General features: G+C 72.6%; 24 protein-coding genes. 17 read left to right on the top strand and 7 right to left on the bottom strand.

Annotated elements, in window-relative coordinates:
• The first annotated feature begins 15 nt into the window (after window positions 1-15).
• From ACGF0J_RS30020 to ACGF0J_RS29995, 6 genes are read left to right on the top strand one after another with little or no spacing between them, the layout of a single operon-like run.
• Window positions 16-717 (top strand): FadR/GntR family transcriptional regulator, encoded by a 702-nt coding sequence (locus ACGF0J_RS30020; protein WP_393151101.1) that lies wholly within the window; start codon window positions 16-18, stop codon window positions 715-717.
• 17 nt (window positions 718-734) lie between these two features.
• Complete coding sequence (locus ACGF0J_RS30015; protein WP_393151099.1) at window positions 735-1,985, top strand: ABC transporter substrate-binding protein; 1,251 nt, start codon at window positions 735-737, stop codon at window positions 1,983-1,985.
• Window positions 1,982-2,824 carry a carbohydrate ABC transporter permease gene (locus ACGF0J_RS30010; RefSeq protein ID WP_393151097.1) on the top strand — a complete coding sequence of 281 codons (843 nt, stop codon included), beginning with the start codon at window positions 1,982-1,984 and terminating at the stop codon, window positions 2,822-2,824. The genes ACGF0J_RS30015 and ACGF0J_RS30010 overlap by 4 nt, the downstream gene beginning before the upstream one ends.
• Entirely contained in the window at window positions 2,821-3,630 is an 810-nt protein-coding gene (locus ACGF0J_RS30005) for a carbohydrate ABC transporter permease (RefSeq protein WP_393151095.1), read from the top strand. The genes ACGF0J_RS30010 and ACGF0J_RS30005 overlap by 4 nt, the downstream gene beginning before the upstream one ends.
• Before the next feature lies 1 nt (window position 3,631).
• Window positions 3,632-6,637 carry a hypothetical protein gene (locus ACGF0J_RS30000; RefSeq protein ID WP_393151093.1) on the top strand — a complete coding sequence of 1,002 codons (3,006 nt, stop codon included), beginning with the start codon at window positions 3,632-3,634 and terminating at the stop codon, window positions 6,635-6,637.
• Complete coding sequence (locus tag ACGF0J_RS29995; RefSeq protein ID WP_393151091.1) at window positions 6,634-7,860, top strand: enolase C-terminal domain-like protein; 1,227 nt, start codon at window positions 6,634-6,636, stop codon at window positions 7,858-7,860. Before ACGF0J_RS30000 ends, ACGF0J_RS29995 begins: the two co-directional genes overlap by 4 nt.
• Before the next feature lie 4 nt (window positions 7,861-7,864).
• Here the strand turns inward: ACGF0J_RS29995 and ACGF0J_RS29990 are convergent, their stop codons facing one another.
• The 4 genes from ACGF0J_RS29990 to ACGF0J_RS29975 form a co-directional block, all read right to left on the bottom strand.
• A complete protein-coding gene (locus ACGF0J_RS29990; protein ID WP_393151089.1) occupies window positions 7,865-8,635 on the bottom strand; it encodes an SDR family NAD(P)-dependent oxidoreductase in 771 nt (256 codons plus the stop codon).
• Complete coding sequence (locus ACGF0J_RS29985) at window positions 8,632-9,648, bottom strand: DUF4432 family protein (RefSeq protein WP_393151087.1); 1,017 nt, start codon at window positions 9,646-9,648, stop codon at window positions 8,632-8,634. The genes ACGF0J_RS29990 and ACGF0J_RS29985 overlap by 4 nt, the downstream gene beginning before the upstream one ends.
• Window positions 9,645-10,886: a DUF4185 domain-containing protein gene (locus ACGF0J_RS29980; RefSeq protein WP_393151085.1), complete on the bottom strand. Its 1,242-nt coding sequence runs from the start codon at window positions 10,884-10,886 to the stop codon at window positions 9,645-9,647. The genes ACGF0J_RS29985 and ACGF0J_RS29980 overlap by 4 nt, the downstream gene beginning before the upstream one ends.
• Before the next feature lie 79 nt (window positions 10,887-10,965).
• On the bottom strand, window positions 10,966-13,167 hold the full coding sequence (locus ACGF0J_RS29975) for an alpha-galactosidase (RefSeq protein ID WP_393151083.1): 2,202 nt from the start codon (window positions 13,165-13,167) through the stop codon (window positions 10,966-10,968).
• Here ACGF0J_RS29975 and ACGF0J_RS29970 point away from each other — a divergent pair.
• The 4 genes from ACGF0J_RS29970 to ACGF0J_RS29955 all read left to right on the top strand — a co-directional run bounded on the left by ACGF0J_RS29970 (window position 13,150) and on the right by ACGF0J_RS29955 (window position 16,268).
• On the top strand, window positions 13,150-13,557 hold the full coding sequence (locus ACGF0J_RS29970; RefSeq protein WP_393151081.1) for an ROK family protein: 408 nt from the start codon (window positions 13,150-13,152) through the stop codon (window positions 13,555-13,557). The two genes, ACGF0J_RS29975 and ACGF0J_RS29970, sit on opposite strands and share 18 nt — an antisense overlap.
• A 64-nt stretch (window positions 13,558-13,621) precedes the next feature.
• Entirely contained in the window at window positions 13,622-14,434 is an 813-nt protein-coding gene (locus ACGF0J_RS29965; RefSeq protein WP_393151079.1) for a hypothetical protein, read from the top strand.
• Window positions 14,435-14,577: 143 nt separating this feature from the next.
• On the top strand, window positions 14,578-15,240 hold the full coding sequence (locus ACGF0J_RS29960) for a DUF1275 family protein (protein WP_393151077.1): 663 nt from the start codon (window positions 14,578-14,580) through the stop codon (window positions 15,238-15,240).
• A gap of 80 nt (window positions 15,241-15,320) precedes the next feature.
• On the top strand, window positions 15,321-16,268 hold the full coding sequence (locus tag ACGF0J_RS29955; protein ID WP_393151075.1) for a teichoic acid biosynthesis protein C: 948 nt from the start codon (window positions 15,321-15,323) through the stop codon (window positions 16,266-16,268).
• Window positions 16,269-16,441: 173 nt separating this feature from the next.
• Here the strand turns inward: ACGF0J_RS29955 and ACGF0J_RS29950 are convergent, their stop codons facing one another.
• Window positions 16,442-17,128 carry an alpha/beta fold hydrolase gene (locus tag ACGF0J_RS29950; protein ID WP_393151074.1) on the bottom strand — a complete coding sequence of 229 codons (687 nt, stop codon included), beginning with the start codon at window positions 17,126-17,128 and terminating at the stop codon, window positions 16,442-16,444.
• Window positions 17,129-17,247: 119 nt separating this feature from the next.
• On the opposite strand from ACGF0J_RS29950, the gene ACGF0J_RS29945 reads away from it, so the two are divergent.
• Window positions 17,248-18,240, top strand: a complete 993-nt coding sequence (locus tag ACGF0J_RS29945) for a helix-turn-helix transcriptional regulator (RefSeq protein WP_393151072.1) — start codon at window positions 17,248-17,250, stop codon at window positions 18,238-18,240.
• Here ACGF0J_RS29945 and ACGF0J_RS29940 read toward each other — a convergent pair.
• Window positions 18,237-18,557 (bottom strand): hypothetical protein, encoded by a 321-nt coding sequence (locus ACGF0J_RS29940; RefSeq protein WP_393151070.1) that lies wholly within the window; start codon window positions 18,555-18,557, stop codon window positions 18,237-18,239. The two genes, ACGF0J_RS29945 and ACGF0J_RS29940, sit on opposite strands and share 4 nt — an antisense overlap.
• Before the next feature lie 190 nt (window positions 18,558-18,747).
• Here ACGF0J_RS29940 and ACGF0J_RS29935 point away from each other — a divergent pair, with 190 nt between their 5' ends.
• From ACGF0J_RS29935 to ACGF0J_RS29915, 5 genes are all read left to right on the top strand, one after another.
• Window positions 18,748-20,358, top strand: coding sequence for an ABC-F family ATP-binding cassette domain-containing protein (locus tag ACGF0J_RS29935; protein ID WP_393151068.1), 1,611 nt, complete (start codon window positions 18,748-18,750; stop codon window positions 20,356-20,358).
• Window positions 20,359-20,422: 64 nt separating this feature from the next.
• On the top strand, window positions 20,423-21,223 hold the full coding sequence (locus ACGF0J_RS29930) for a hypothetical protein (protein ID WP_393151066.1): 801 nt from the start codon (window positions 20,423-20,425) through the stop codon (window positions 21,221-21,223).
• A gap of 171 nt (window positions 21,224-21,394) precedes the next feature.
• Window positions 21,395-22,924 carry a sigma factor-like helix-turn-helix DNA-binding protein gene (locus ACGF0J_RS29925; protein ID WP_393151064.1) on the top strand — a complete coding sequence of 510 codons (1,530 nt, stop codon included), beginning with the start codon at window positions 21,395-21,397 and terminating at the stop codon, window positions 22,922-22,924.
• A 6-nt stretch (window positions 22,925-22,930) separates the two neighbouring features.
• Window positions 22,931-23,584, top strand: a complete 654-nt coding sequence (locus ACGF0J_RS29920) for a hypothetical protein (RefSeq protein WP_393151062.1) — start codon at window positions 22,931-22,933, stop codon at window positions 23,582-23,584.
• Window positions 23,585-23,667: 83 nt separating this feature from the next.
• Window positions 23,668-24,843 (top strand): NlpC/P60 family protein, encoded by a 1,176-nt coding sequence (locus ACGF0J_RS29915; protein ID WP_393151060.1) that lies wholly within the window; start codon window positions 23,668-23,670, stop codon window positions 24,841-24,843.
• A 4-nt stretch (window positions 24,844-24,847) separates the two neighbouring features.
• Here ACGF0J_RS29915 and ACGF0J_RS29910 read toward each other — a convergent pair whose 3' ends face one another.
• The gene (locus ACGF0J_RS29910; protein WP_393151058.1) at window positions 24,848-25,348 is read right to left on the bottom strand and encodes an inorganic diphosphatase; all 501 of its coding nucleotides are present in this window, start codon (window positions 25,346-25,348) and stop codon (window positions 24,848-24,850) included.
• An 85-nt stretch (window positions 25,349-25,433) separates the two neighbouring features.
• On the opposite strand from ACGF0J_RS29910, the gene dacB reads away from it, so the two are divergent.
• Complete coding sequence (gene dacB / locus ACGF0J_RS29905) at window positions 25,434-26,855, top strand: D-alanyl-D-alanine carboxypeptidase/D-alanyl-D-alanine-endopeptidase (RefSeq protein ID WP_393151056.1); 1,422 nt, start codon at window positions 25,434-25,436, stop codon at window positions 26,853-26,855.
• Window positions 26,856-26,896: the final 41 nt, after the last annotated feature.

Here is a 26,896-nt window from a genome sequence, read left to right as displayed (position 1 = left end):
ATTAGATGACTTGATATGTCCGAGGTAACGCGGCCGACCCTTTCCGACGCCCTGACCGAGCGCATGCTCGACCTCATCCGCACGGGCGGGCACCGACCGGGCGACCGCCTGCCCTCGACCAGGGAGCTGTCCCAGCGCTTCGCCGTCACCACCCCGACGCTGCGCGAGGCGCTGCGCCGGCTGGAGGCGACCGGCGCCATCGAGATGCGGCACGGGTCGGGCATCTACGTCGGCCCCGCCATCGAACGCATCGTGCTGCCCAACCCCAACATGCGCGAGATGGCGGGCGCCCAGCTCCTCGAACTGCTGGACGCCCGCATCGTCATCGAGCCGCCGCTGGCCGCCATGGCCGCCCGGCGGGCGCGGGGCGACGACCTCGCGGCGCTGGAACGGGTGCTCGCCGAGGCCGCCACCCACCTGCGTGGCGAGGACGCCGAGCTGCACGAGGCGAACATGACCTTCCACCGGGCCACCGCCCGGCTGGCCGGCAACAGCGTCCTGCACGAGGTCGTCGACTCGCTGCTCACCGTGCACGGGCCCGAGCAGCGGGAGATCCTGCAGATCTTCGACGACCGGCGCCGCGACCACGACGAACACCACGCGATCCTGCGGGCCATCGTGGCGGGCGACGCCACGGCGGCCGAGGAGCGTATGCGGGCTCACCTGGCGGACGTCAAGACGGTCATCGAACAGAGGTTGCACCACCCCCCCAAGTGAAACAAGGAGGCCGGGGCATGATCCGGTCACGCATGGCCACGTTCGGCGTGCTCGCCCTGCTGGTAGCCGCCTGCGGCGGCAACGGAGCCGCCACCCAGCAGAAGAAGACCGAGCTGACGCTCTACAACGACAAGGGCGCCTGGACCGCGTTCTTCGACGAGATGGGCGCGCTGTCCAAGCAGAAGATCGGCCTGGGCATGAAGCCGACGGGCTACACCGACTCCGCCCAGTACCAGGCGTTCATCAAGGCGTCGTTCCGGACGAACGTCAAGCCGGACCTGTTCACCTGGCAGACCGGGGGCATGCTGGAGGAGGTCGTCAAGCAGGGGCAGGTGGCCGAGACCACGGCAGTCTGGCAGCAGGCGATCAAGGGCGGTGACCTGTCGCCCGACCTGATGCCCTACTACACGATCGGCGGCAAGCAGTACTGCGTGCCGATGAACGTCGCGTACTGGGGCATGTTCTACAACAAGAAGATCTTCGACGAGCACGGCCTGCAACCGCCCGCCACCTGGGAGGACCTCGTCAAGGCCGCCGCCACGCTGAAGAAGGCCGGTGTCACGCCCTTCTACCACACCAGCGTGCTGTTCTCCTTCGTCTGGTTCGAGCAGCTCATGGCCGGCATGGACCCCGACCTGTACGACCGGCTGTCCACGGGCAAGGCCAAGTACACCGATCCGGGCGTGGTCCAGGTGATGGAGAAATGGAAGGAGCTCATCGACGCCGGATATTTCATGAACCCGGGTGACAAGACGGACCCGGGCGACGTGATGAAGACCGGCAAGGCCGCGATGGTCTCGTTCGGCACCTGGTTCAACACCAGCATGACCCAGCGCGACCTCAAGGCCGGCGCCGACTACGGCTTCTTCGTGATCCCCAACGTCAACCCCGCCCTGCCCAAGACCTCCGTCATCTTCGAGAGCGGCCCGCTGTGCTCGCTCACCAAGGCCGCCGACCCCGAGGCGAGCGCGAAGTACCTCGCGTGGTGGACCACCGCCGAGGCCCAGGACAAGTGGGCCAGCACCCGCGGGGACGTCAGCGCCAACCCCAAGGTCACCATCAAGGACGAGGCGCTCGGCCAGATCACCAAGGACGCGGGCGGCGGCAAGTACCGCCTCGTCAACCGGTACTTCGAGGCCACCCCGCCGCCCATCCTGACGGCCGCGCTCGACGGCTTCGGCAAGTTCGTCACCGAGCCCGGCACCTACAAGGAGGTCCTGGAGACGATCCAGAAGGAGGCCGACGAGTACTGGAGCACGCACCAGTGACCCGTGCGCCGATGCTGGGCCGGTTCCGGTACGGGTACGTCGCTCCCGCCGCGCTGCTGGTCGCGGTGCTGCTGTACGCGCCGTTCGTGTGGACGGCGTACCTGAGCCTGACCCGCTACGACGGGCTGGCCGCGCCCGAGTGGGCCGGCCTGGCCAACTTCGCCAAGCTGCTCGACGACCCGGCGCTGCTCACCTCCACCCGCAACACCCTGCTCTGGGTGGCCGGCACCATGATCCTGCCGGTCGGCCTGGGCCTGCTGGTGGCGGTGCTGTCCTACGACATCAGGGGCGGCGCGTGGTACCGGGTGCCGTTCATGCTGCCGTACGCGCTGAGCGGCGCCGGGCTCGCCATGGTGTGGAGCCCGGTCCTGTCGCACGGCGGCGTCGCCAACGCGCTGCTCGGCGTCGACACCGCGTTCCTGCAGGAGGCGCCGGCCAACACGCTGTCCATGCTGCTGGTGTGGACCTGGCAGCAGCTCGGCGTCAACACGCTGCTGTTCGTGGTGGGCCTCCAGTCGATCCCCAAGGAGCCCATCGAGGCGGCCCGGCTCGACGGCGCGGGCGGGTGGCGGCTGTTCCGGCACGTCATCTGGCCGCTGATGAGGCCGCTGACCGCCGTCGTGGTCGGGCTGGCGCTGGTGGCGAGCCTGAAGACGTTCGACATCGTCTGGGTGATGACGCAGGGCGGGCCGGGCCGCAACTCCGAGACGCTCGCGGTGACCATGTACAAGGAGACGTTCGTGGCCAGCGACTACGGCTACGGCTCGGCGGTCGCGGTGCTGCTGACGGTCGTCACCGGGCTCGCCTCCTACCTCTACCTCAGGAGGCAGGTGCGATGATCCGGCGTGCCGTGCTGATCGTGCTCGGGCTGGTCTGGCTCGGGCCCACCTACCTGCTGCTCGTCAACGCCTCCCGGCCGGCGGCGTCCTACGACCCGTCCCGGGCGTGGGCGCCGCCGGGGGACTTCGCGCTGTTCACCAACTTCGCCACCGCCCTGGACCGCGCGGACCTGGGTGACAGCCTGGCCAGCACCGCCCTCTACAGCGTCGTCTCGCCGCTGCTCGGGGTCATGATCGGGGCGCTGGCCGGGTACACCATCGTGGTGCTGCGGCTGCGCCACGGCTTCTGGTGGTTCCTGCTCCTCTTCGGCGGCACCGTCTTCCCGTCGCAGATGCTGCTCGTGCCGCTGTTCGTCGGCTACAGCGACGCCGGCCTGTACGACACGCGCCTCGGCATGATCCTCGTCTACACGGCGATCAACGTGCCGCTGGCCGCGTTCGTGCTGCGCAACTTCTACAGCGGGGTCGCGTTCTCGATCTTCGAGGCGGCGCGGATGGACGGCGCCTCCACCTGGCGGATCTTCTGGCGCGTCTACCTGCCGATCTCCACCAGCGCGCTCGCCGCCGTGTTCATCCTGGAGTTCACCTTCATCTGGAACGACCTGATCTTCGGCCTGACGCTGACCACGACCGCGGACGTGCGGCCGGTCATGACGGCGCTGGCCGGCCTGATGACCGACGTGTACGCGGGCACCCCGGTGCCCGTCGGGCTGGCCGCGGGGCTCGTCTGCTCGCTGCCCACGGTCGTGCTGTTCCTCGCCACCCAGCGCCTCTTCGCCAGGGGCCTGTCCCTAGGGAGTGTCTGAATTGACCAGCCGGTTGCTGCAGCGGAGCCTGGGCTCCCCCGACTACGACGGGATCAGGCAGGCGCTGCGCGACGACACCTCGACCCCCGTGATCCGCCTGCGCGGGCTGGAGGTACGGGTCGCGGTGCTGCCGCTGTTCACCCACGACGGCCGCCAGGCGGTCCGGGTGTCCAGCACGCGGCCGCTGACGCACGTGCTGGTCGGCGTGGACAGCGCCACCGGCGACGACGTCACGCTGCTCGTGCCGGAGGTGACGGCGCCGCGCACGTACACGCTGGAGTCGCGCGACGACGAGGGGCTGGTCGGCACCGCCCAGGTCACGGTGACGCCGCAGCGCAAGTGGAACGTGTTCGTCGTCCACCACTCGCACCTCGACATCGGCTACACCGACCCGCAGGGCACGGTGCTGCGCCACCACCTCGACTACCTCGACGCCGCCGTCCGGCTCGCGGGGGAGACGGCCTCCTGGCCGGACGACGCGAGGTTCCGCTGGACGGTCGAGTCGTCGATGCCCGCGCTGCGCTGGCTCGCCGCCCGGCCCGCCGAGCAGGTGGCGGCGTTCGCCGCGCTGGCCCGCGAGGGGGTCATCGAGGTGACCGCGCTGCCGTTCCAGTTGCACACCGAGGCGTGCTCGACCGAGGAGCTCTACCGCCAGCTCCGCTTCACCACCGAGCTGCTCGACCGGCACGGCTTCGCCACCACCTCGGCCATGCACACCGACGTGCCCGGCGCCGTCGTCGGGCTGGTGGACGCGCTCGACGCGGCCGGGGTGCGCTACCTCGCCGCCGCGCACAACTGGGCCGGCCGGTCGGTGCCCTACCTGCACGGGGGCGACAAGCTGACCCGGCCGTTCCGGTGGCGGGCGCCCAGCGGCAACGAGCTGCTGGTGTGGTTCACCGACACGCCGCACGGCATGGCGTACATGGAGGGCAACACGGTCGGCCTGACCGACTCCTACGAGCTGGCCGACGACCTGCTGCCGCGCTACCTGGCCGCCCTGGCCACGCGCGGTTACCCGTACGGGCCGGGCACGTTCGGCTGGCAGGGGCCGGACGCGCCGCGCGAGCCGTACGAGCTGGACGCGCTGCACCTGCGGGTGCAGGGCGCGCACGCCGACAACGCCGGGCCGTCGATCATGCCCGCCTCGATCGTCCGCACCTGGAACGAGCGGTGGGCCTACCCGCGGCTGCGCTCGGCGGTCAACAGCGACTTCTTCCGGCACGTCGAGGAGCACCACCTCGACCGGCTGGCCGTGCACGAGGGCGACTGGACCGACTGGTGGGCCGACGGGCTCGGCTCGGGCGCCCGCCCGCTCGGCTACGTGCGGCGCGCGCAGTCGGCGCTGCGGGCCGCCGAGACGCTGCACACGCTGGCCGGAGCCGACGCCACCGGGCCGATCGACGCGGCCTACGACAAGGTGGCGCTGTTCAACGAGCACACCTGGGGCGCCGCGAACCCGTGGGAGGACGCCGAGGAGGCCGGCGACTCCGGCGGCCTGCAGTGGACCCGCAAGTCGTCGGGCGCCTACGACGCCCAGGACGACGCGGCCGACCTGCTGCACGCCGCCGCCCGGCGGTTCGGCGCGGCGCTGTCGGGAGAGCCGGTGGACGGGACGCTCGCGTCGTTCGCCGTGTTCAACCCGGGCACGGGCGGGCGGACCGACGTGGTCAGGGCGTTCCTGCCGCGGGACGTGGTGCCGGCCGACGTGCCGATCACGCTGGTGGACGCCCGGACGGGCCGGACCCTGGCCCACCACGAGGAGTACGTGCACCCCGACGACTGGCCGACCCGCCCGATCGGGCGGCACCTGCACGCCGTCGTGCCGGACGTGCCGGGCCACGGCCATGTCCGGGTGGACGTGGTGCCGGGCGAGCGCCGGGCCCCCGAGCCGGTCGCGCTCGACCTCGGCGGAGTGATCGAGAACGAGTTCTACCGGGTGACGTACGACGTCGGGGAGGGCTGCGTCGGCTCGGTCTTCGACAAGCGGGCCGGCCGCGAGCTGGTCAACGGCGAGGCGGCGGCCGGGTTCGGCCAGTACGTCTACGACCGCTACGCCACCGCCCCGCACTTCAACCACCTGTCCGGCCACGTCGGCGCGCACGACAGGACCCTGCTCGGCGACCGGGCCGTCGGCACCCACGCCACGATCGTCAAGGCCCAGCGCACGGCCGTCAGCGAGCGGCTCGTCGTCGAGCTGCGCGGCAAGGGGGTCGACTGGCTGCGCACCACCATCGAGCTGCACCGCGGCGTCCCCCGCGTCGATCTCACCTACCAGCTCGCCAAGCAGGGCACCCCGGCCAAGGAGGCCGTCTTCCTCGCCTTCCCCTTCGCCACCGGCCCGGCGACCGCGTGGGAACTGACCGGCGGCGTCGGCGGGCCCGACGTGCCCCAGGTGCCGGGGTCGGCCGCGTACATGCTGCCGATCCGGCACTGGATCGCCTTCGACGACCCGGAGCTGACCATCGCCTGGGCCACGCTGGAGGCGCCGCTGGTGCAGCTCGGCACCATCCACATGCCGTACGCGCCGTTCCCGCCGACGCTCGACCAGGAGGACGGCACGGTCTACTCGTGGGCGCTGAACAACATCTGGGACACCAACTTCCCGGCGCAGCAGCAGGGCGAGACGACGTTCCGCTACGCGGTCACATCGGCGGCCGGCGCCGACGGCAGGCGGCTCGGCGTCCAGGCTGCCGCCGGGCTGACCGACCCGTTCGCGGGTGTCCTGCTCCGCGGCCCGGCCGCCGACCCCACCCGGACCTACGCCTCCGTCGACCACCCCGACGTGCTGATCACCTCGATCGGCCGGGCCGGGGAGGAACGGGTGGTGCGGCTCCAGTCGCTGGCCGCCGAGCCCGTCGAGGCGACGGTGACCGTCCCCGGCCTGCGTTCGGCCGAGGTCAGCCCGGGACTGCACCGCGGCCGCCGGCCGGTCGAGGTGGCCGGCGAGACGGTCACCGTACGGCTGCCCGCGTGCGGCGTGGCCGCGATCTGGGGGACGTGCCAGTGAAGATCGTCGACATCCGGGCCACCACGGTCGCCGTCCCGCTGGAGGCGCCGCTGCGGCACAGCAACGGCGCCCACTGGGGCCGGTTCATCCGCACGCTCGTCGAGGTCGAGGCGGACAACGGGCTCGTCGGCCTGGGGGAGATGGGCGGCGGCGGCGAGAGCGCCGAGGCGGCCTTCCGGGCACTCGTGCCGTACCTGAAGGGCCACGACCCGGTCCAGCTCGAAACGCTCCGCTTCAAGATCGCCAACCCGACGGCGTCGCTGTACAACAACCGCACCCAGCTCCTGGCCGCCGTCGAGTTCGCCTGCATCGACCTCGTGGGGCAGCACCTCGGCGTGCCCGCCTGCGACCTGCTCGGCGGACGCGTCCGGGACGCCGTGCCGTTCGCGTCCTACCTGTTCTTCCGCTACCCGGCCGACGGGCAGGCCGAGATCCGCACCCCCGGCCAGCTCGTCGAGCACGCCCGGACGCTGAAGCGGGAGCACGGATTCACCGTGCACAAACTGAAGGGCGGCGTGTTCCCGCCGGACTACGAGCTGGAGTGCTACCGGGCGCTGGCCGACGCCTTTCCCGGCGACCGGCTGCGCTACGACCCCAACGCGGTGCTGTCGCTGGCCGAGGGGCTGCGGTTCGGCCGGGCGATCGAGGGGCTCGACAACGACTACCTGGAGGACCCCGTCTGGGGGCTCGAAGGGCTGCGCGCGGTGCGCGAGCAGGTGCGGGTGCCGCTCGCCACCAACACCGTCGTCGTCAACTTCGAGCAGCTCGCCTCCAACGTGCTGCGCCGCGCCGCCGACGTGGTGCTGCTGGACACCACCTTCTGGGGCGGCATCCGACCGTGCGTGAAGGCGGCCGGGGTGTGCGAGACGTTCCAGCTCGGGGTGGCCGTGCACTCCTCCGGCGAGCTGGGCGTCCAGCTCGCCACCATGCTGCACCTCGGCGCGGTGCTGCCCAACCTCACCTACGCGGCCGACGCCCACTACCACCAGCTCCGCGACGACGTGATCCAGGGCGGCAAGCTGGCCTACACGGACGGCGCCATCCCGGTGCCCACGGGGCCGGGGCTCGGCGTGCGGCTCGACCCCGACCGGGTGGCCCGCTACGCCGAGCTGTACAAGGAGGTGGGCGGCTACCCCTACGACCGCGACCCGGGGCGGCCCGGCTGGTACGCCGGCGTCCCCAACGAGCGCTTCGCCGACCCCACGGTCAGCGGCGAGGTGTAGGCGGTCACTCCGGGAGGGCGGCCGGGTTGCGCGCCAGCAGCCCGCCGTCCACCCGGTGCTCCGCTCCGGTGATGAACGACGAGCGGGGCCCCGCCAGGAACGCCACCAGCTCGGCCACCTCCGCCGCCCTGGCCACCCGGCCCAGCGGATGGGCGGCGCCCCACCGCGCCACCTGCTCCTCCTGCGACAGCGGCCCCCGCCACAGGTCGGCCGCCCAGCGCAGCATCGGCGTGTCCACCGAGCCGGGACACACCACGTTCACCCGGATGCCGTCGGCCGCGTGGTCGAGGGCCATGGCCCGGGTCAGGCCGTTCAGCGCCGCCTTGCTCGCGGTGTAGGCGGCCACCCGTGCCTGCGAGGCGAACGCCTGCACCGACGACATCAGCACGACGGACCCGCCGCCGCGCGCCCGCAGATGCGGGACGGCCGCCTTGCAGGCCAGGTAGACGCCCTTGAGGTTGATGTCGAGCACCTCGTCCCAGACGTCCTCCGGGGTGTCCTCGACCGTGCCGTACCGCTGCACGCCGGCGCACGTCACCACGATGTCCAGCCCGCCGTACCTGGTGACGGCCAGGTCGGCCAGGTCGCGCATGTCGCCCGCCCGCCGCACGTCGGCGACGACGCCCGCCACGTGCTCGCTGTCGAACGCCGCCTCCGCGTCGGCGCCGCAGAACACCACGGACGCCCCGCCGCCCGCCAGCCGGTCCACCACCGCGCGCCCGATCCCCATCGAACCGCCTGTGACCAGCGCCACCTTCCCGGCGAACTCCGTCATGCCAGCACCTCCGCCCTCAGCCACATCCGTCTCGTCCCGCGCGGGCCCAGGGTGAGCGCGGTGCCGTTGGCGACCGCCTCCGCCAGGCCGTTCGTCGGCATGCCGGCGAACGGCTCCAGCCCCACCGTCCAGGCCCGCCCCCACCAGGGGTGGCCGGTGGAGGCGCCCAGCTCCTGCCACATCCACAGCCAGGGCATGACCGTGGCGTCCCACTCCACCCGCAGGCCGGGGCCGTCTCCGGTGACCTCGTACCAGCCCTCGGCGGCGAACCCCGTCAGGTAGACGATGTCACTCGGCGTCCCCGGCTCGGGCACCACGCTCAGGTCCACCTCGCCGCCGCCGTGGGCGGGCACGACCGGCCACCGCCACGGCCCGCCGGCCAGGACCCTGCGCTCCGGCGGGGTGATCGCGCCGTCGTGCGGGACGACGGTGAGGCCCTCGGGCAGCCGGATGCGCGCGCCCGGCCGCAGGAACGGCCGGCCGTACACGAGGTGCTGCCCCCACATGGCGTGCAGCGGGACGTCCGACTCGTTCGTGGCGCGTCCCTCCACCTCCAGCACGGCCGTGCCCGACCGCAGCCGGAACGTCTTCTCCAGCAGGTACGGCATCCGCCGGGTGCGGACGCTCAGCCGGACCGCCACCTCGTCCTCGCGGTCGGCCACCACCTCGGCCGCCCAGGGCAGCCCCGCCACCTCGCCGTGCTGCGCCAGCCGCGCGCCCCGGTACTCGCTGGGCGCGCCGCCGTTGGGGAAGCACTCCTGCCAGCCGCCCTCGTAGTCGTCGGTGAACAGCGCCACGTCGTCGCCGGCGCCCCGCAGGTGCCCGGCCGGGTCGCGCAGGCCCTGCGGGGAGAGCCAGACGAAGTCGGTGTCGCTCCGCTTGTCCAGGAACTCGACGACGTCGCCGCCCTTGCCCGGCACGACGGTGACCCGCAGCCGCTCGTTCTCCAGCACGACCGCCCGCAGCCCGTCGAGCACGACGGGCCGCAGGCGGGCCGCCCAGTTGCGGCTCACTCGAACGTCACGTCGAGGAAACGCGGCCGGTAGATGGAGACGTCACGGTAGTGGTCGGTGTTGACGAAGCTGTTGACGTTGTAGGACACGACCAGCCCGGCGCCCGAGATCTGCGGGTGGGCGTGGGCGTTGTAGGTGAAGATGTTCCCGCCCGTCTCCGGGGTGGTGTAGACGTGCTGCTTGCCGGTGAACGGCCCGGCCGGGGAGCACGAGAAGTAGGCCACGATCTTCGCGCTCAGCGGCTCGGTCGTGTCATGGGTGATGAGCACGTAGCCGCCGCCCATCCTGGTCACGCTGTATTCGTTGGCCACGCCGCTCATGACGCGGGCCGAGTCGGTCTCGTTCGCCGACCAGGTGCCGTCGGCCTTCAGATACTCCCACCGGCCGAGCAGGCTGCGCCCCTTGACCCGGGCGACGTGCATGTACTTGGGCGAGCCGTGGTCCTCGACGCCGTACACGTAGGTGTGGCCCCGGTGCTCCAGAATGCCGGAGCCCCAGGCCACGCCGTGCCCGGAGGGCAGCGGGTGCACGCCGATCGGCCGTTCGAGCCGGCCGGGCGCGAACCTGGCCACCACGTTGCGGTGCCAGCGCCAGTCCCACGCGCCGGTGCCGAAGCGCTCGTACTCCTGGTAGGTGACCTCCACGACGTTGCCGGCCAGTGTGGCGTCGCCGGCCCAGTACCAGTGGTCACGGTCGCGCGGCGGCATGACGGCGGTGGGGGCCGCGGGTGTGCCGTCGTGGATGGTGGACAGCCGGCCCTTCTTCTCGACGGCGAAGCTGTTGTTGAGGAAGACGGTGTCGCCGCCCTCGCCTACCACCGGCGGCCGGGAGCCGTCGGGGTTGACCCGGCCGAGGAAGGTGTCGGAGAAGATCCACAGCTCGCGGCCGCTCGGCAGGCGCAGCGAGTAGGTGCCGTCGGCTCCGGTCCAGTCGTCCGTCCGGCTGTTGTCGTTGCCGTACGCGGTGAACAGGCTGGTCAGCCGGGTGTTGACGGCGGCGCCGCGCACGGTGCGCGCGCACGAGGACGGGGGCCGCGCGTCGGCGGGCTGGGTCTGGGCGGGCTGGGTCTGGGCGGGCTGGGTCTGGGCGGGCTGGGTCTGGGAGGGCTGGGTCTGGGAGGGCTGGGCCGCCGCCGACGGCACCGGCTTGGGCGGGGCGGCGACGGCCTGCTGCGGTAAGGCGGTGAACGTGGTGAGCGTGAGGGTGAGCGGGATGAGGGCGGACCGGAAGCGTGTCATCGCGTGTCCTTAAGCGGGGGTGTTGCGTACAGTTCTAGTCATCAGATGACTTGATGTCCAGCCCGCCCCGCCGATCGGTTCAGGCGCGCACCCTCCTCAGCACCACCAGGTCGCTGCGGTAGTCGGCGCCCACCGGTTCCCAGGCGGCGGGCCGGACGCCCACGGCCATGAGCGCCGAGCCGTACCAGTGCGATCCCCGGACCAGCCGGCCGGGCGCCGCGTCCGGCGCGTCGCCGCCGTGCACCACCTCGTACCGGGCCTCGGGGTCGAGACCGGCCAGCCGCAGCCGGCGCGGACCCCGCTTGGCATCGCTCGCCGGGTTGTAGACGAGGGCCACGACGTCGTCGCCCAGCACGTACTGCACGGCCGAGCGCTCCCGCCCCGGCGTGCCGGCCAGCCGGTACAGCCGGCCGTGCTGGATGACCCGGCGCACCGACTTGTACTGCTCGACCAGCTCCGCCGCCTCGGCCAGCTCGGCCGCCGACCAGGTGGTGAGGTCGCCGCCGACGCCGAGCACGCCCGCCATGGCCACGTGGAAGCGGTAGCGGAGCGGCATCAGCCGGTCGGTGGTGGGGTTGGGGGAGTCGGTGACCCAGGCCGACATCGTGTTCGGCGGGTAGAGCTGGGAGAAGCCGTGCTGGATCGCCTGCCGGTCACGGGCGTCGGTGTTGTCGGACGGCCAGAACTCGTCCGTGTGCCGCAGGATGCCGAGGTCCACGCGGCCGCCGCCGCCGGAGCAGGACTCGATCCGCAGCCCGGGATGGGCCTGCCGCAGCTGGGCCATCACCTGGTAGACGTTGCGCGTGTAGTCGATCCACAGCCGGTCCTGGCCCGCGCCCAGCTCGGGCCAGCCCGCCTGGGTGAACGGCCGGTTCATGTCCCACTTGAGATAGTCCAGGTCGAGCTCGGTGACCAGCTCGTCGAGCCAGCCGAACGCCCACTCGCGCACGTCGTCGCGGGCGAAGTTCAGCACGAGCTGCTGGCGCTTCTCGTCGCGCCGCCGCCGGTCCATGCGCAGGATCCAGTCGGGGTGGGCGCGGTACAGCTCGCTGTCGGCGTTGACCATCTCCGGCTCGACCCAGAGGCCGGCCCGCATCCCGAGGCCGCGGATCCCGTCCATCAGGGAGCGCAGGCCGTTCGGGAACCGCTTGCGGTGCGGCCACCAGTCGCCCAGGGACCGCGTGTCGTCGTCACGGTCGCCGAACCAGCCGTCGTCGACGACGAACAGCTCGACGCCGATCGCGGCCGCCTGTTCGGCGAGGGCGAGCTGGCCGGCCTCCGTGACGTCGAACCAGGTGGCCTCCCAGGAGTTGTAGAGCACCGGCCGTTCCTCGTCGGTGACGGGGAGGACGTGCCGGCGCGTGTAGTCGTGCCAGGACCGGCTGGCCGCGCCGAACCCGCCCGCCGTGTACAGCCCGAGCACCGGCGGGCTGCTCAGCTCCGCGCCCGGTTCGAGCGTCCAGCGCAGTCCCTCGTGTCCGAAACCGGCCGAGATCGCGACGCCGCCCTCCGGCCGGTGCGTGGTGGTCAGCCGCCAGCTCCCGCTCCAGGCCAGGGCCACGCCCCACACCTCGCCGTGCTCCTCGACCGCCTCACCGGCGTCGATCATCACCCAGGGGTTCGCCTGGTGGCTGGTGATGCCCTGGCGGCTGGTGAAGACGAGCTCCCCGACGGGCAGCGGTCCCCGCTGGAGCTGGAACTCCTCCGCCCAGGCGCCGAAGGCGCCGCTGTAGCGGTAGGCGGACGCGTCGGGAACGAACCAGCTCCCGGAGTCGAGCCGGGTGATGCCGATGGCCACGGGCTCCGCCCCGGCCAGGTGCCGGACGGTGGTCCAGCGCTCGATCACGTCGGTGTCCTCGCGGGCGCGGATCGACAGCACCACCTCGAACGGGTGGCAGGCGTCGCGCAGCACGACGTCGAGCCGTTCGGCGCCGGCTCCCTCGTCGTGCACGCTCGACCCGGCGTGGCGGAGTTCGAGCGAGCGCGTGTGGTCGAAGGAGACCTGCAGCGACGGCGACCCCCACCGCTTGCCGCCGTCGACCGGCAGCAGCTCCTCGACCTCGACAGGGGCGGAGAAGCTGGAGACGTGCCGGCGCGCCCCCTGCGGGGTGGCCGGGCCGCCGCTCGCGGTCACGGCCTGGCGGGCGGCCTCGACCGACAGCCTCGGCCCCCAGTACTTCTGCAGGGGCGCCGCCTCCCCGGTCGCCGGGTCGATCTCCACGCCGATCAGGTAGGTCGAGGCGGGCGTCGTGACCGGGGCCCGATGTGCGAGCTGGGCCACCGCGGCTGCGCGCGCGCCTACGTCAGCTCACCCGCCATCCGCCGCTCCGTGGCCGGCACGCTCGACCGGCCCGAGCTCACCTTCGACGACTGCCTCGCCCTGGCCCGCGACGGCCACCCGGTCGCCCGCCGCGTGCTCGACGAAGCCGGGTCCGCGCTGGGGCAGGTCGTGGCCACCGTCGCCAACATCACCGGCCCGGAGCTGGTCATCCTGTCCGGCGAGGCCGTCCACATGTACGCGGTGTGCGCCGACGCCTTCCAGGCCGCGCTCGCCCGCCACACCCACTGGACTTCCACTCCCGTCCGGGTGGTGGTCAAACCGTTCGCCTTCAACGAATGGGCCAGGGGAGCGGCGGTCACCGCTCTCCAGCACCAACTGCTGCACGGCTGATCGGGCCCGGCCGGGGCCCTCCGGTATCGTCGACCCTTCCTGCCGTCTGCCCGAGGCGTCCCCCTTGCTTCCACGTACGGCGCGCATGCTCACGGTGTGCGCGGTGCTCGCCGCAGCGGCGCCGACGCTCGCCGCCCTGCAGCCGAACGAGGTCTCCTTCGGCTGGTTCGCCGACGCGCCGCCGCCCGAGCCGCCCTGGCCCTGGCGCGCCGTCGGAGCGGTTCACCTCTGGGGCGGCATCCTGTTGCCGGCCGCGCTGGCGCTGCTCGCCCTCTGGCGGCCGGCCCGGCTGCGGAGCGCGGGCCTGGCGCTCACCCTGCCCCTCCTCCTGGCCGCCCTCCTCGTCGAGCTCGCCGACCCGCTCCCCGCCTTCATGACCCGGCCGGCCGGCCTCACGATCGCCGCGTTCGCCGTTACGGCCGCCCTGCTCCAGGCCGCCCGCCCGGCGGCCGGACCACCCCGCCCGCCTGTCCCCCTCGCCTTCGTTCCCGAGAGCCCTCGCCTGCCGCCGGCAGCCCTGACCTGGACGGTCGCGCTCGGGGCGGTCCTGTGGCCGCTGCTCCACAGCCGTCTCGACCCCGCCTCGCCCTCCCCGGCCTGCGGCCCGCTCATGCCCGTGCCGCTCCATCAGGCGTTGACGCTGGACGCTCTCGGTGTGCCGGTCGTGGCCGTCGCCTGCGCGGGCGCCGTCGCCGCCACCACGGGCATCCTCGCCACCCGCCTGACGGCTCTGGCCGCGGCCGTCCTGCTATGCCTGCCCGCACTCGCCGTGGCGGGGGAGGGCGCCTGCTTCGCGCCGCGCGCCGGCTGGCCGTACCTGCTCGCCGCCGCGCTCACCCTGCTCGCGTCCGTGCCCCGGGTCAGCAGGGCGGCGTGATCTTCGACGCCTTCCCGAGTTGTTCATGGAACCCTTCCGGGTCGGGAGCATGTGGTCGCCTGCGGTTACCGTCCGCCCCCGGAATGGTTCACGCGCCCGTGCGGCGGCTTCACCGCGGGCCGCCGCGCCGGTAGGGAGAGGGGATGCCCTTCGCGGCGGGGAGGCGGCCGTCGCGGCTGACGGTGATCCTGGTGCTGCTGACCGGCGTCACCGGAGTGGTGGAGGCCGTCAGCTTTCTTGGGCTGGGCCGGGTGTTCACCGCGGTGATGACCGGGAACGTGCTGTTCGCCGGGTTCGGGGTGGTCACCGACGCCGCCCCGCTGGCCGGTCCGGTCGTGGCGCTGGGGGCGTTCGCGGCCGGGGCCGTCGCCGGGCACGCGGCGCACGGCGTGCTGGTCCGGTGGCGAGGGGACGGGTGGCTGGGGTTCGCCGTCGCGGGTGAAGGGCTGATCCTGCTGGTCGCGGCGCTGCTCGCGGTCGGCCTGCCGGCGACGGCCGCCGACAGGGAGCCGCACCGGTTCACCGTCATCGTGGTGCTCGCGGTCGCGATGGGCGCGCGCAACGCCACCGTGCTGCGGGTGGCGGCCAAGGACCTGCCCACCACGGTGGTGACCCGGTCGCTGGCCGGGCTGTTCATGGCGGCGCCGCTGGAGACGGCCGGCCGGCGCTTCGCCACCGTCGCCGCGACCTTCGCCGGCGCCGTGCTCGGGGCGCTCCTGCTCCGCCTGCATCCGGCGGTTCCGCTGCTGGTCGCGGCGGTTGTGGAGATCTTCGCGGGGCTGTTGTGCCCCCGCCGGGCCGCCTGATCGCGGGCTTGGCCGCCCCGTGCCGGGGCCACTAGGGTGTGGGGCTTCCGGAACCGCTGTGAAACAGGAGTATTCCTGATATGTCGCCATCCATCACCCGGCGCGGTCTGCTCGTGGCCGGCGCGGGAGCCGCAGCCACGGCGTTCGTCGGCGGCGAGCCCGCCGCGGCCGCCGCCGGCCGGTTCGACCTGACGGCGCCCGCCACCAGCCTCATCTGGAAGAAGGCGCTGCGCGACGAGACCGTCCTGCAGTCGTTCGCCTTCGACAACGCGCACGGCCACATCTACGCCGTGCAGGTCAAGAACGGGTCCGGCTCCGCGGCGGCGGGCCACCTGTGCCTCACCAAGCTCAGCCTCGGCGGCGCCGTGCTCGGCCACATGTACCTCATGGGCTTCGGGCACGGCGTCCAGATCGGCGTGGAACGCTCAGGCGGCACGACGTACCTGTGGACCGAGACCAACGCGATCCGGGACGGCGCGAACGCCTGGGGCAACAGACTGGCCAGGTTCGCCTTCACCAACGGCCGGACGATCATTCCCTCGTCCGGCGGCGTGACCCGCTACGCCCCGGTGACCGGCGCGACCAACACCACCTGCGCGATCGACCCCTCCACCAACCGGCTCGTCATGCGCTACCGCAAGAACGGCGGCTTCCGCTACGCGGTCTTCACCCTGTCGGCGGTCAAATCGGGCTCCCACCGGCCCCTGTACGACGTCGCCCAGCCGACCGGCCTCGGCGTCTTCCAGGGCTACGCGGCCTACGGCGACCACCTCTACCTGCTGGAGGGCAGCGCCTACGGTCCCTCCAACCCGGCGCCGGGCAACACCTACATCACCAGCGTGGACCTGCGTACCGGCCGCAAGGTGCAGCGCGCGCTGACCCAGGCGGGCAAGTCGCTCGACTACCGCGAGCCCGAGGGCATGGCGATCCAACTCGCCGGCGGCAGGCCCCGGCTCTGCCTCGGCCTCGCCTCCGGCGCCGCCGGGGCCAGGAAGGTCAGCATCTTCTACAAGACCGCCCTCGTCTGACACCCGTTCCGATCACGGCTGGAACGTAGACTGCTCAGGAGGTCCAGCAGGGGTTCCTGAGCGGCCGGATCCGGTTGGAGACGGCGGACTTCGCACGCATTGAGGTGGCTGGGGTCCTGCGACTCGCTACGCTGACCCGGCTGATCAGCGAGGAGCGATGGCCGGCAGCTGTGTCAGACCTCAGGGGCGGCGTCGGCCAGGAGCCGGGCGAGCTCGGCAGGCCGTGTGATCATGGGCCAGTGGCCCGAGTCGATGTCCACAAGGTCGAGGTGTTTGGCCTTGGCCAGCTCGGGCACGTCACCGGCGGCTATCCACTCCTGAGCCTGGGCGGGGGTGAACTCGGGGCACACGACGAGAACGGGTACGTCGAACCGTCGCTCATCCGCCATGCGTACCACGCCCTTCGTCACTCCGGCGGGGACGGCAATCGCCGCGGACGTGAAGTCGCTCCTTGCCTCCTCGCCGAGGTCAGCTGAGTCCGGTCCTTCGAACGGACCCCAGCCGGGGAAGGGCATGACGCCGTCCTTCACCTCGAAGAAGTCGGCGTAGGGCTGCCCGTCTGCGGCCGGGAAGCCGCCGATGAACGCGACCTTGGCCACCCGCTCCGGGAACGCGTCGGCGGCCAGCCAGGCCAGGGTGCAAGCGGCGGAATGCCCCACTACCATGGGCTTTCCTGACGCCGACTCCACGGCGGCGAGCACTGCTGCCACCTGGTCGTCGAGAGTGGCCGAGGCGGATCCGTCACCCTGGCCGGGCAGGGTGACCGGTATGGGGCGGTGGCCGAGCGCCTGAAGGACGGGCACGACGTCGTCCCATGCGGATCCGTCGAGCCACAGGCCGGCGATGAGCAGGATATCCATGGTCAGTTCTCTTTCTTCAGCGCGTTCCGGCGAGGACGGAACTCGGTCAGGACGTCAGGCTAGGACCAGTTCCGGACGGTCTACTTCCTGTTCATTACGTGACCTCGTAATGTGCTCGTGTGCCGACCGATCTCAGTCCCACCGCACGAGCTCTGCGCGCCATGGAGATCCTCCAGGCCCGCCCTGGCGTGACGGCCGGCGAGCTCGCCGCTTGTCTGGGCGTCACCGAGCGGGCCGCGCGCCGGTACGTCGGGATCCTCCGCGAGGCGGGCATCCCCGTCGAGTCGGTCCGCGGCCCGTATGGCGGGTACCGGCTCGGGCGCGGGACGCGGCTGCCTCCGGTCGCCTTCACAGAACCCGAGGCGCTTGGCCTGGTCATGGCGGTGCTCAACGGCCAGCCGGCGGCCACCGACGTCGGCGACCTCGTCGGCGCCGCCCTGGGCAAGGTCATCCGGGCCCTGCCCGAGAACATCGGACGGCAGGCGGCGGCGCTGCGTGAGTATGCGTCGGCGGCGCCCGACCGGTTCTCGGCCCGTCCGGATCCCGCCACCACCAGCGCGCTCGTGTCCGCCATCGCAGACCGGCGGCGCGTGGTGGTCGCCTACCGGAGCGAGTCCGGCAACCAGTGGGAGGCTGAGGTGGACCCCTGGGCGGTCGTCGTCCGTCACGGGCGCTGGTACCTGCTGTGCTACTCCCACCACGCGGACGCCGTCCGCACCTACCGGGTCGACCGCGTCCGCCAGGTTCAGCGGAGTACGCACGCGTTCGAGCCGCCCGACGACCTCGACCCGGTGGCAGCGCTGGAGGAGAACTTGGGCACCGGGTGGGAATTCGCCACGCGCGTCGTGTTCGACGCCCCCCTGGCCGAGGTGGCGCCTTGGATCCGGCCGCCGATGGGAAGGCTCGAACCGTCGAGGGACGGGTGCGTGCTCGTCGGCAGCACGAGCAATCCGACGATGTACGCGCAGGAGTGGCTGCCGAACGTGCCGTTCCCCTTCCGCATCGAGGGCGGGCCGGAACTGCGTGCCGCCGTCGCGAGGCTCGCTTCACGTCTCGCCACCGCCCTGGGGGCCAGCCCATGGACGACGTCACGCCCGGGCCGGGGTCTTTAGGGATGCGGCTGAGCGAACAATCCCGGCTCGGTCTCCACGAGGATGCCCTGGCTGACCAGGCGTTTGAGCTTGGAGCGGATGTTCTCGGTGTTCTTCTTGACGATGGGCAAGTCCAGGGCCTGGCACAGGTCGCGAACTCGTAGCGGTCGGCCGAGGTCGGCGAAGCTGTGCAGAATGTGACGGTAGGCGGGATGGTCGGGGAGTTCGGGAGCCGAGGAGGCGTGCGTGATCTCGACCCCGGGTTCGTCGGCGAGTCGGTGTTCATAGTCGCGGACCAGTCGGCGGTGCAGGGCGAGGATGCCGTAGCTCTGCTCCACCACCCATCGCTTGGGCTGGGGGATGAATCCCGTGTCCGCGGGGTTGCGTTCGACGATCTCCAGCAGATGCAGAAAGACTTCTCCGAGGGGAGATCACGGGGGGTGATGCAACGCCGTAGCAGCGAAAATGGGATGTCAGTCCCCGAAACCGGCGTGTACCCTTCGCGAGGACCGCAGGAGGGGAAGAACCGTGGCACACGTCGAGATCGCCCATCTGACCTACGTGCTGCCTGACGGGCGGCCGCTGCTCAACGACGTGTCGTTCCGGATCGGCGAGGGCGTCAAGGCGGCGCTCGTCGGACCCAACGGAGCCGGCAAGACCACGCTCCTGCGGCTGATCGCGGGCGATCTGCAGCCCGTCGAGGGGTCCGTCACCAGCTCCGGCGGCCTGGGCGTGATGCGCCAGTTCGTGGGCGGGCTGCGCGACGGCAGCACCGTGCACGACCTGCTGCTCAGCGTGGCGCCGCCGGCGGTGCGGGAGACCGCGGCGCGGCTGGAGCAGGCCGAGCTGGTCATGATGGAGCGCGACGACGAGAAGGCGCAGATGCGCTACGCGCAGGCCATCACCGACTACACCGACGCCGGCGGCTACGACATCGAGGTGCTCTGGGACACCTGCACCGTCGCCGCCCTCGGCGTGCCGTACGACCGGGTGAAGTACCGCGAGGTGTCCACGCTGTCGGGCGGCGAGCAGAAGCGGCTCGTCCTGGAGGCGCTGCTGCGCGGCCCCGACCAGGCGCTCCTGCTGGACGAGCCCGACAACTACCTCGACGTGCCCGGCAAGGAGTGGCTGGAGCAGCAGCTCAGGGAGACGCCCAAGACGGTCCTGCTGGTCAGCCACGACCGCCAGCTCCTGGCGAACGCCGCCGACCGCATCGTCACCGTCGAGGCGGGCAACGTGTGGATCCACGGCGGCGGGTTCGCCGGCTACGCCGAAGCGCGCCGGGCGCGCAACGAACGCCTCGACGAGCTGCGCAGGCGCTGGGACGAGGAGCACGCCAAGATCAAGGCCCTGGTCAACATGCTGAAGAACAAGGCCCGCTACAACGACGGCATGGCCGCCGCCTACCACGCCGCCCAGACCCGGCTGCGTAGGTTCGAGGAGGCCGGGCCGCCCGAGACGGCCCCCGCCGACCAGCACATCAGCATGCGGCTCAAGGGCGGCCGCACCGGCAAGCGCGCGGTCATCTGCGAGGGGCTGGAGCTGACCGGCCTGATGCGGCCGTTCGACCTGGAGGTCTGGTACGGCGAGCGGGTCGCCGTGCTCGGCTCCAACGGCTCGGGCAAGAGCCACTTCCTGCGGCTGCTCGCGGGCGAGCCCGTCGCCCACGGCGGGGTCGGCAGGCTGGGCGCGCGCGTCGTGCCCGGCCACTTCGCGCAGACGCACGCCCGGCCCGAGCTGCTCGGCCGGACGCCGGTCGACATCGTGATGTCCGAGCACGCCCTGGACAAGAGCCAGGCCATGAAGCGGCTGGCCCGCTACGAGCTGGCCGGGCTGGTCGCCGAACAGCGCTTCGACACGCTGTCCGGCGGGCAGCAGGCGCGCCTGCAGATCCTGCTGCTGGAGTTGTCGGGCGCGACGCTGCTGCTGCTCGACGAGCCGACCGACAACCTCGACCTGGCCAGCGCCGAGGCGCTGCAGGCCGGACTCGACGCCTTCGACGGCACGGTGCTGGCCGTGACCCACGACCGGTGGTTCGCCGCCGACTTCGACCGCTACCTCGTGTTCGGCTCCGACGGCAGGGTCTACGAGTCGCCACATCCGGTCTGGGACGAGTCCAGGGTCGTCCGCGCGCGTTAAAGAGTTGGTACGGCTGGCGCGTGTCCCGTGCCAGCCGTGCCCATGCAGGAGCTATCACGGCAAAGTGATCCCGCGTAGCCTTACCGTCGGCCTCCTCGCACTCGGCGCGATCTGCCTGGCCGGGTGCTCGACCGAGGAGCAGCCCAAGCAGCAGCTCAAACCGCTCGCGCTCAAGGAGCAGGTGTCCAACGTCGTCAAGTCGTCCGACGGGTACGTCGTCAACTGGGCGGGCGTCCTCGCCAACGGCAACCCGTGGCACTTCGGCGAGCACGTGGTGGCGACCGTGGTCGCCCGCGACGCCGGCGGGCGCGAGGTCGTCCGGCTGGACCAGCCTCTGGACGCCGTGCCCCCGGGCGGCTCGCTGCCCTTCACCGGGCAGGCCACGGCCGCGCAGAAGCCCGCCAAGGTGACGATCGACTACCGGCCCGCCCAGTGGCGGCCCGCGGCGCGCATCGCCTCGGCCTTCCAGCAGTTCCCCGTCACACGGGTGCAGACGCTGCGCCAGAAGGACGGCTCCTACCTGGTCACCGGCTACGTCGCCAACCCGTACCAGCTCCCGGCGAGCAGCCTGGTGGTGAACGCGCTGCTGCGCGACACGGCGGGCAAGCTGCTGGGCGGCGCGAGCACGTTCGTGGACGATGTGCAGGCCGGCCGGCCGCCGCGGTTCATCCTGACCGTCGAGGGCCTGCCGGACGGGGCCAAGGTGGCCAGGACGGACGTGACGGCCCGCACGTGGGGTTCGACGGCTCGGCCGTACGAGGAGCTGGCCCTGGGCGGTGCGGTGCCGCTGCACACGGTCAAGCCCACCACCCAGCCGTTCGCCGTGGACCGGGGCAGCCAGATCCTGACGGGCCGCCAGCAGTGACCGTACAGACCTGAAAATAATTCAAATACGCCGATAAAGTCGGGCAGACTATGAATTTCCGCAGCTTGTCGCTGGTCGAGGCATGGCGTTATCGCGCCGCCTGGCGGCAAGCGATGGCATTCACGCAGAATCGGTAGAACTACTAGTTACTAATCCATTACATTCGGTCACATGAATGACCGCGTCCTGGTCCAGGCGCTGCGCGCCGACGACCCGGGTGCCCTCGCCGCGCTGTTCGACTCGCACGCCGAGAGCATCTATAGATACTGCTGGTCCCTTCTTCGCCACTCCGACAACGCGCAGGTGGCCCTCCGCGACACATTCATCGCGGCGCACGCCCACGCGGGTTCGCTGTCCGACCCCAGCCGCCTGCGGCCATGGCTCTACGCGCTAGCCAGGCGCGAATGCCTGCGCCGCCGGCTGGCCGCACCCGCCGGCGACGCCGGCGACGCCGGCGCCGAGGAGGCGCGGCCGGGCACCGGCGCCGACGCCGATCTGTGGGCCGACGCCCACCTGTGGGCCGGCGCCGACGCCGACCTGCGCGTCATGGCCTGGAACGCCACGCGGAGCCTGCCCGCCGCCGGCCGCGAGATCCTGGAGCTGTCGGCCGTCCACGGCCTGTCCGCCCGGGACGTCGCGGCGGTGCTCGGCATGCCTCCCCGCCAGGTGGAGACGGCCCGTGACGAGGCCCGCCGGCGGCTGCGCGACGCGGTCACCGCCGAGGTCCTGGCCGCCAAAGGGCCCTACGACTGCAAGGTCCGGGCCGCCGTCCTCACCGGCTTCACCGGGCGGCTGACACCCCGGATGCGGGAGGAGCTCGTCCAACACCTGCCGGAGTGCGCCACCTGCTCGCCGCACCACGCCCGCCAGGTCTCCGAGTCCAAGGTGTTCGAGCTGCTGCCCCCGGTCACCGTGCCCGGCGCGCTCAAGGTCAGGGTGCTGAGCTACTTCGCCGACCCCGAGCTGACGCCGTACCGGCGTTACGTGGCCCGGCGCTCGGGGGCGCTCGACGCCGGCGGGTTTCCCCTCGCGGCCGACCGGAAGGCGCGCCGGTGGCCGCACGCCCTGGCGTGCGCGCTTGCGGCGGTCGCGACGGTGGTGGCGCTGGGAGTGATCTTCACGAGCTTCGGCGGCGGGCCCGGCGGCCTGCCGGGCGTGGCCTCCGCCGCCCTGCCCACGGGCCCCGTCGTCCACCTCCCGAGCGGGCCGCCCACCGCCCCCGACGCCCGCGCGCCGGGGCAGCAGGCGCCCGACGGCTCGCGGGCCGCGGTCCAGCCCGTCGCCAACGCCTCGCCCGCCTACCCCGTCGGCATGGTGCACTCAAGCGTCCCCGCGAGTCCGCCCACGGCCTGGCCCACGCACGGCTCCGTCGCCACGTCCGCCGCCGCGACGCCGCCCCGCACCCCGCCGGGCAAGGGCACGCCGTCACTCACCCCGCCCGCCGACCCGGGCGGCCCACCGGACGGCCGCCCCCGCGAGCACCAGAGCCGCGGCCCCGGCGGCACGCCCTGCCCCACCGGCAAACCGACCCGGACGCCCCCGCCCCGGCCGACCCGGACGCCCCGCCCCACGCCCAGCGCCACCCCGCCCGTGACGGCCAAGCCGACCGCGACGCCCACCCCGACGCCCACCGCGACGACCACCGCAGGCCCGACGACCAGCGCCCCCGCGCCCACCTCGTCCGGCTCGACCGCCCCCTGACCCCGGATGCGGGCCTACGAGCTGCGCGAGGACCCGCTCCTCGGATGCCGCGTCTGCCCGCTGCCGGTCCGCGGCGAGTTGGCCGGCCTCGTGGCGCGGAGCCACCGCGTCGCCTGGCCCACCTGGCTCGACCGGGGGCCGCGCATGCTGCGCCACATGCTCGACCTCTGCCGGCTGCGCACCGCCCGCGGCCTCGCCCTGCTGTCCTGGCTGGCCGCGGGCGAGCCGCCCGGCGACCTCGACTGGTTCTGGACCGCCCGCCGCCTGACCGGCCCACGCCAGGACCGCATGTACGGCGCGGCCGCCGAAGTGCCCGACCCCGTGCTCGGCCTCGTCCTGGCCAACTGGACGTGGGCACTCGGCAGTTGCCACGCCGGCCGCGTCACCGCCCCCTACCTGGCCGGCACCGCCTACCCCGACGACGGCTACCAGGCGGCCGACGCCACCATGACCCTCTACCAGACCTACGACCGGCACCCCGAGGCCCGCCCGGCGATCGCCGCCGCCTGGGCGACGGCCCGCGTCTGCGCCGACTGGTGCAAGGCGGCCGACCTGCACGCCGCCTACGGGGCCGGGACGCCCGTCTTCACCTACCCGCGCGGCCCCCGGCCCGCCGCGACGGGCGTCCGGCCGTGGATCGAACGCCTACTCCGCCTCTGATGACTACGGTGCGTGACGGATAGGTGTGTGAACTGTAACTGCTGGGAAAGGTGTGCACAGAGTCACCTCTGTGAGGGGGATCCATGCGCACCGTCACCACGCGCACCGCACGGGCGGGCGTGGCCGCCTGGCTGGTCCTCGCCCTTTGCTCGCCCGCCCACGCCGATCCCGGCCGGCGCGACGGGCCGTCCAAGCACGACGTGCGCGAGGCGCGGCAGAACGCGCGCGAGCGCACCAAGGAGCTCGGCGTGGCCAGCGCCGCGCTCGCCACCGCCGAATCACGCCTCGACGACCTCACGGCCGGCGTCGAACGGCTGGTCGAGGCCTACAACGGCGAACAGGTCCGGCTGGCCCACGCCCAGCGCGCCCACGAGCAGGCCCAGGCCAGGCTCGCCGCGGCCGACGCCGAAGTCGAACGGGCCCGCCAGGCCGTCGCCGTCGTCGTCGCCGAGACCTACGCCGGCGTCGACCTGAGCCACCCGTACGCGCTGATGATCAGCGACTCCGGCGACCCCGACGGCTACCTGCACCGCGCCGGCGTGCTGGAACAGCTCGCCGACGAGCGCGCCGGCATCCTCGACCGCATGCGCGACGCCCAGGAGGTCTCCGCCATCCTGCGGCGGCAGGCGGCCGACGCCTACGCCGACCACCAGGCGGCAGCCGAACGAGCCCGCCTCGCCAAGATCGCCGCCGAGGAGGCCGTCGCCGGCCAGCAACGCCGGACCCACCTGCTCGAACGCCGGCGCGACGCACTGGAGGAACGGGTCGACGCCGCGCGCACCAGAGCCCAGCGCCTGGCCAGGGCGCGCGAGGAACGCCGGCAGGCCAGGCTCGAACGTCTCGAAGCGCTCGGCGGCTACAGCAAGGGCGAGCTGACCGCGAAGGGGTCGCTCGGCGGCGACCTCGCCGCCAACTGGGCGCTCACCCAGCTCGGCAAGCCGTACGTGTGGGCGGCCGACGGCCCCGGCAGCTACGACTGCTCAGGGCTGACCATGCGCGCCTGGGAACGCGTGGGCGTGCAGCTCGACCACTGGACCGGCACGCAGTGGACCTCGGGCCCGCACGTACCGCTCGACCAGCTCCGCCGCGGCGACCTCGTCTTCTTCGGCCACATCAGCGAAGACCCGGGCACGATCCACCACGTCGGCATCTACGTCGGGGAGGGCATGATGGTGCACGCCCCGCAGACCGGCGACGTGGTGCGGGTCGCCCCCATCCACCGGTCGGACCTGGTGGGCGCCACCAGGCCCGCCGCGTGACCCGTCAGTGGCCGTGGCCGTACCCCTGGTCCTTGGCCCGCTGGAACGACCGCTCGATCTCGGCCTCGGCCTCCGTGCGGCCCACCCAGTTGGCGCCCTCGACCGACTTGCCCGGCTCCAGGTCCTTGTAGACCTCGAAGAAGTGCTGGATCTCCAGCCGGTCGAACTCGGCGACGTGATGGATGTCGCGGATGTGCTCCATCCGCGGGTCCGTGGCGGGGACGCACAGGACCTTGTCGTCGCCGCCCTTCTCGTCGGTCATCCGGAACATGCCGACCGCCCGGCAGGTGATGTAGCAACCCGGGAACGTCGGCTCCTGCAGCAGCACCAGCGCGTCGAGCGGATCGCCGTCCTCACCGAGGGTGTTCTCGATGAAGCCGTAGTCGGCGGGGTACTGCGTGGAGGTGAACAGGAGCCGGTCAAGCCTGATCTTCCCGGTCTCGTGGTCCACTTCGTACTTGTTCCGTTGTCCCTTGGGAATCTCAACGACAACGTCGAACTCCACCGCGGTTCCTCCGCTCAACCCACCGGGCACCCCCGGCTGGGCGTTAATGTCTCGTAGGCGAACACCAGGAGAGAGGGCAGGCGACGTGGCGCGGCACGAGCGGTGGGTGATGCTGACCACTCTCGTCCTGCTGCAGATCGTCACCATCGTCACCGGCGTCTACCTGGTGAGCGACGACGCGACCCTGAGCGCGTTGACGAGGCAGTCGTCACCGAACGAGCCGGCAGCGTCTCCTGCGGAGCCTCCGTCCGCCCCCGTGGTCACCGCGGGCCCTGTGCTGGCCGGGCTGCCGGCGAGGGCCGGGGGAGGACCTCTCCCGACTAAGGGTACTTTGACGCGGCAACTCAGCGTCGCCCTGGGTGACAAAGCGCTCGGAAACCGGGTCGGCGCGATCGTCCTCGACGCCGCCACCGGCGAACGGATCTTCGCCTCCGACGCCGACACCGGCATCACACCCGCCTCCACCACCAAGGTCGTGACGTCCGTGGCCGCGCTCGCCTCGCTCGGTCCCGACGCCCGCCTCGCCACGCGGGTCCTCCAGGGCTCGACTCCCGGCGCCGTCGTGCTGGTCGGCGGCGGCGACCCGCTGCTGGCGGGCCCGTCCGCCAGGCCCGGCGGCTACCCCAAGCCGGCGTCGCTGGCCACCCTCGCCTCCCGCACCGCCGCCGCGCTGAAGGCCAAGGGCGTCACCAAGGTCACACTCTCCTACGACGCGTCCCTCTACACCGGGCCGTCGATCTGCCCCTGCTGGAAGCCCAACTACGTCCCCGACGGCGAGATCGCGCCGGTGTCCGCGCTGGCGATGGACGAGGGCCGCCGCTACCCCGGCCAGCCCGCCCCGCGCGTCTCCGACCCGCCGCGGTTCGCCGCCGCCGCGTTCGCCCGGCTCCTCGCCCGCCAGGGCATCGGCGTGGACAGGTCCGTACGCCCGGCCAAGGCCCCCGCCGGCGCCGCCGAACTGGCCCGCGTCGAGTCGGCCCCCGTGTACGCCCTCGTCGAGCAGACGCTGACGCACAGCCACGACGACCTGGCCGAGGCGCTGGCCCGGCAGGTGGCGATCAAGGAGGGGCAGCCCGCCTCCTTCGACGGCGCCGCCACCGCCACCCTGAAAGTGCTCGAACGGCTCGGCCTCGCCCGCGGCGTCCAGCTACGTGACGGCAGCGGCCTGTCCCCGCACAACCGCATCAGCGCCGACGCGATGGCCCGCGCCATCGCCGTCGCCGGCAGCGCCGCCCACCCCGAGCTGCACGCCGTCGCCTCCGGCATGCCCGTCGCCGGCTTCTCCGGCACGCTCGGCAACGGCAGACGCTTCACCGGCGCCGACAGCAGGGGCCAGGTGGGGCTGGTCCGCGCCAAGACGGGCACCCTCAACAACGTCAACACCCTGGCGGGCCTCGCCACCACCAAGGACGGCCGGCTCGTCACCTTCGCCTTCATGGCCGACCGCGTCCCGGTCAACGCCGAGCCCGTACTCGACCGCCTGGCCGCCATCGTCGCCCGCTCCTGACCACCGCACCTTCCCTCGTCGTCCGGTCGCTTCGCTCCCTC

The organism is Nonomuraea sp. NPDC047897 (assembly GCF_043204415.1).
In the GTDB taxonomy this organism is placed as follows: Bacteria; Actinomycetota; Actinomycetes; order Streptosporangiales; family Streptosporangiaceae; genus Nonomuraea.
The sequence above is the reverse complement of the archived record's forward strand: the minus strand, read 5'-3'. Positions and strand labels throughout refer to the sequence as shown.

What these genes read in the sequence shown, in the direction of transcription:
- ACGF0J_RS30020 (WP_393151101.1), top strand. Translation starts at nt 16, where the DNA reads ATGTCCGAGGTAACGCGGCCGACCCTTTCCGACGCCCTGACCGAGCGC.
- ACGF0J_RS30015 (WP_393151099.1), top strand. Translation starts at nt 735, where the DNA reads ATGATCCGGTCACGCATGGCCACGTTCGGCGTGCTCGCCCTGCTGGTA.
- ACGF0J_RS30005 (WP_393151095.1), top strand. Translation starts at nt 2,821, where the DNA reads ATGATCCGGCGTGCCGTGCTGATCGTGCTCGGGCTGGTCTGGCTCGGG.
- ACGF0J_RS29990 (WP_393151089.1), bottom strand. Translation starts at nt 8,635, where the DNA reads ATGACGGAGTTCGCCGGGAAGGTGGCGCTGGTCACAGGCGGTTCGATG.
- ACGF0J_RS29980 (WP_393151085.1), bottom strand. Translation starts at nt 10,886, where the DNA reads ATGACACGCTTCCGGTCCGCCCTCATCCCGCTCACCCTCACGCTCACC.
- ACGF0J_RS29970 (WP_393151081.1), top strand. Translation starts at nt 13,150, where the DNA reads ATGTGCGAGCTGGGCCACCGCGGCTGCGCGCGCGCCTACGTCAGCTCA.
- ACGF0J_RS29960 (WP_393151077.1), top strand. Translation starts at nt 14,578, where the DNA reads ATGCCCTTCGCGGCGGGGAGGCGGCCGTCGCGGCTGACGGTGATCCTG.
- ACGF0J_RS29955 (WP_393151075.1), top strand. Translation starts at nt 15,321, where the DNA reads ATGTCGCCATCCATCACCCGGCGCGGTCTGCTCGTGGCCGGCGCGGGA.
- ACGF0J_RS29950 (WP_393151074.1), bottom strand. Translation starts at nt 17,128, where the DNA reads ATGGATATCCTGCTCATCGCCGGCCTGTGGCTCGACGGATCCGCATGG.
- ACGF0J_RS29925 (WP_393151064.1), top strand. Translation starts at nt 21,395, where the DNA reads ATGAATGACCGCGTCCTGGTCCAGGCGCTGCGCGCCGACGACCCGGGT.
- ACGF0J_RS29920 (WP_393151062.1), top strand. Translation starts at nt 22,931, where the DNA reads ATGCGGGCCTACGAGCTGCGCGAGGACCCGCTCCTCGGATGCCGCGTC.
- ACGF0J_RS29915 (WP_393151060.1), top strand. Translation starts at nt 23,668, where the DNA reads ATGCGCACCGTCACCACGCGCACCGCACGGGCGGGCGTGGCCGCCTGG.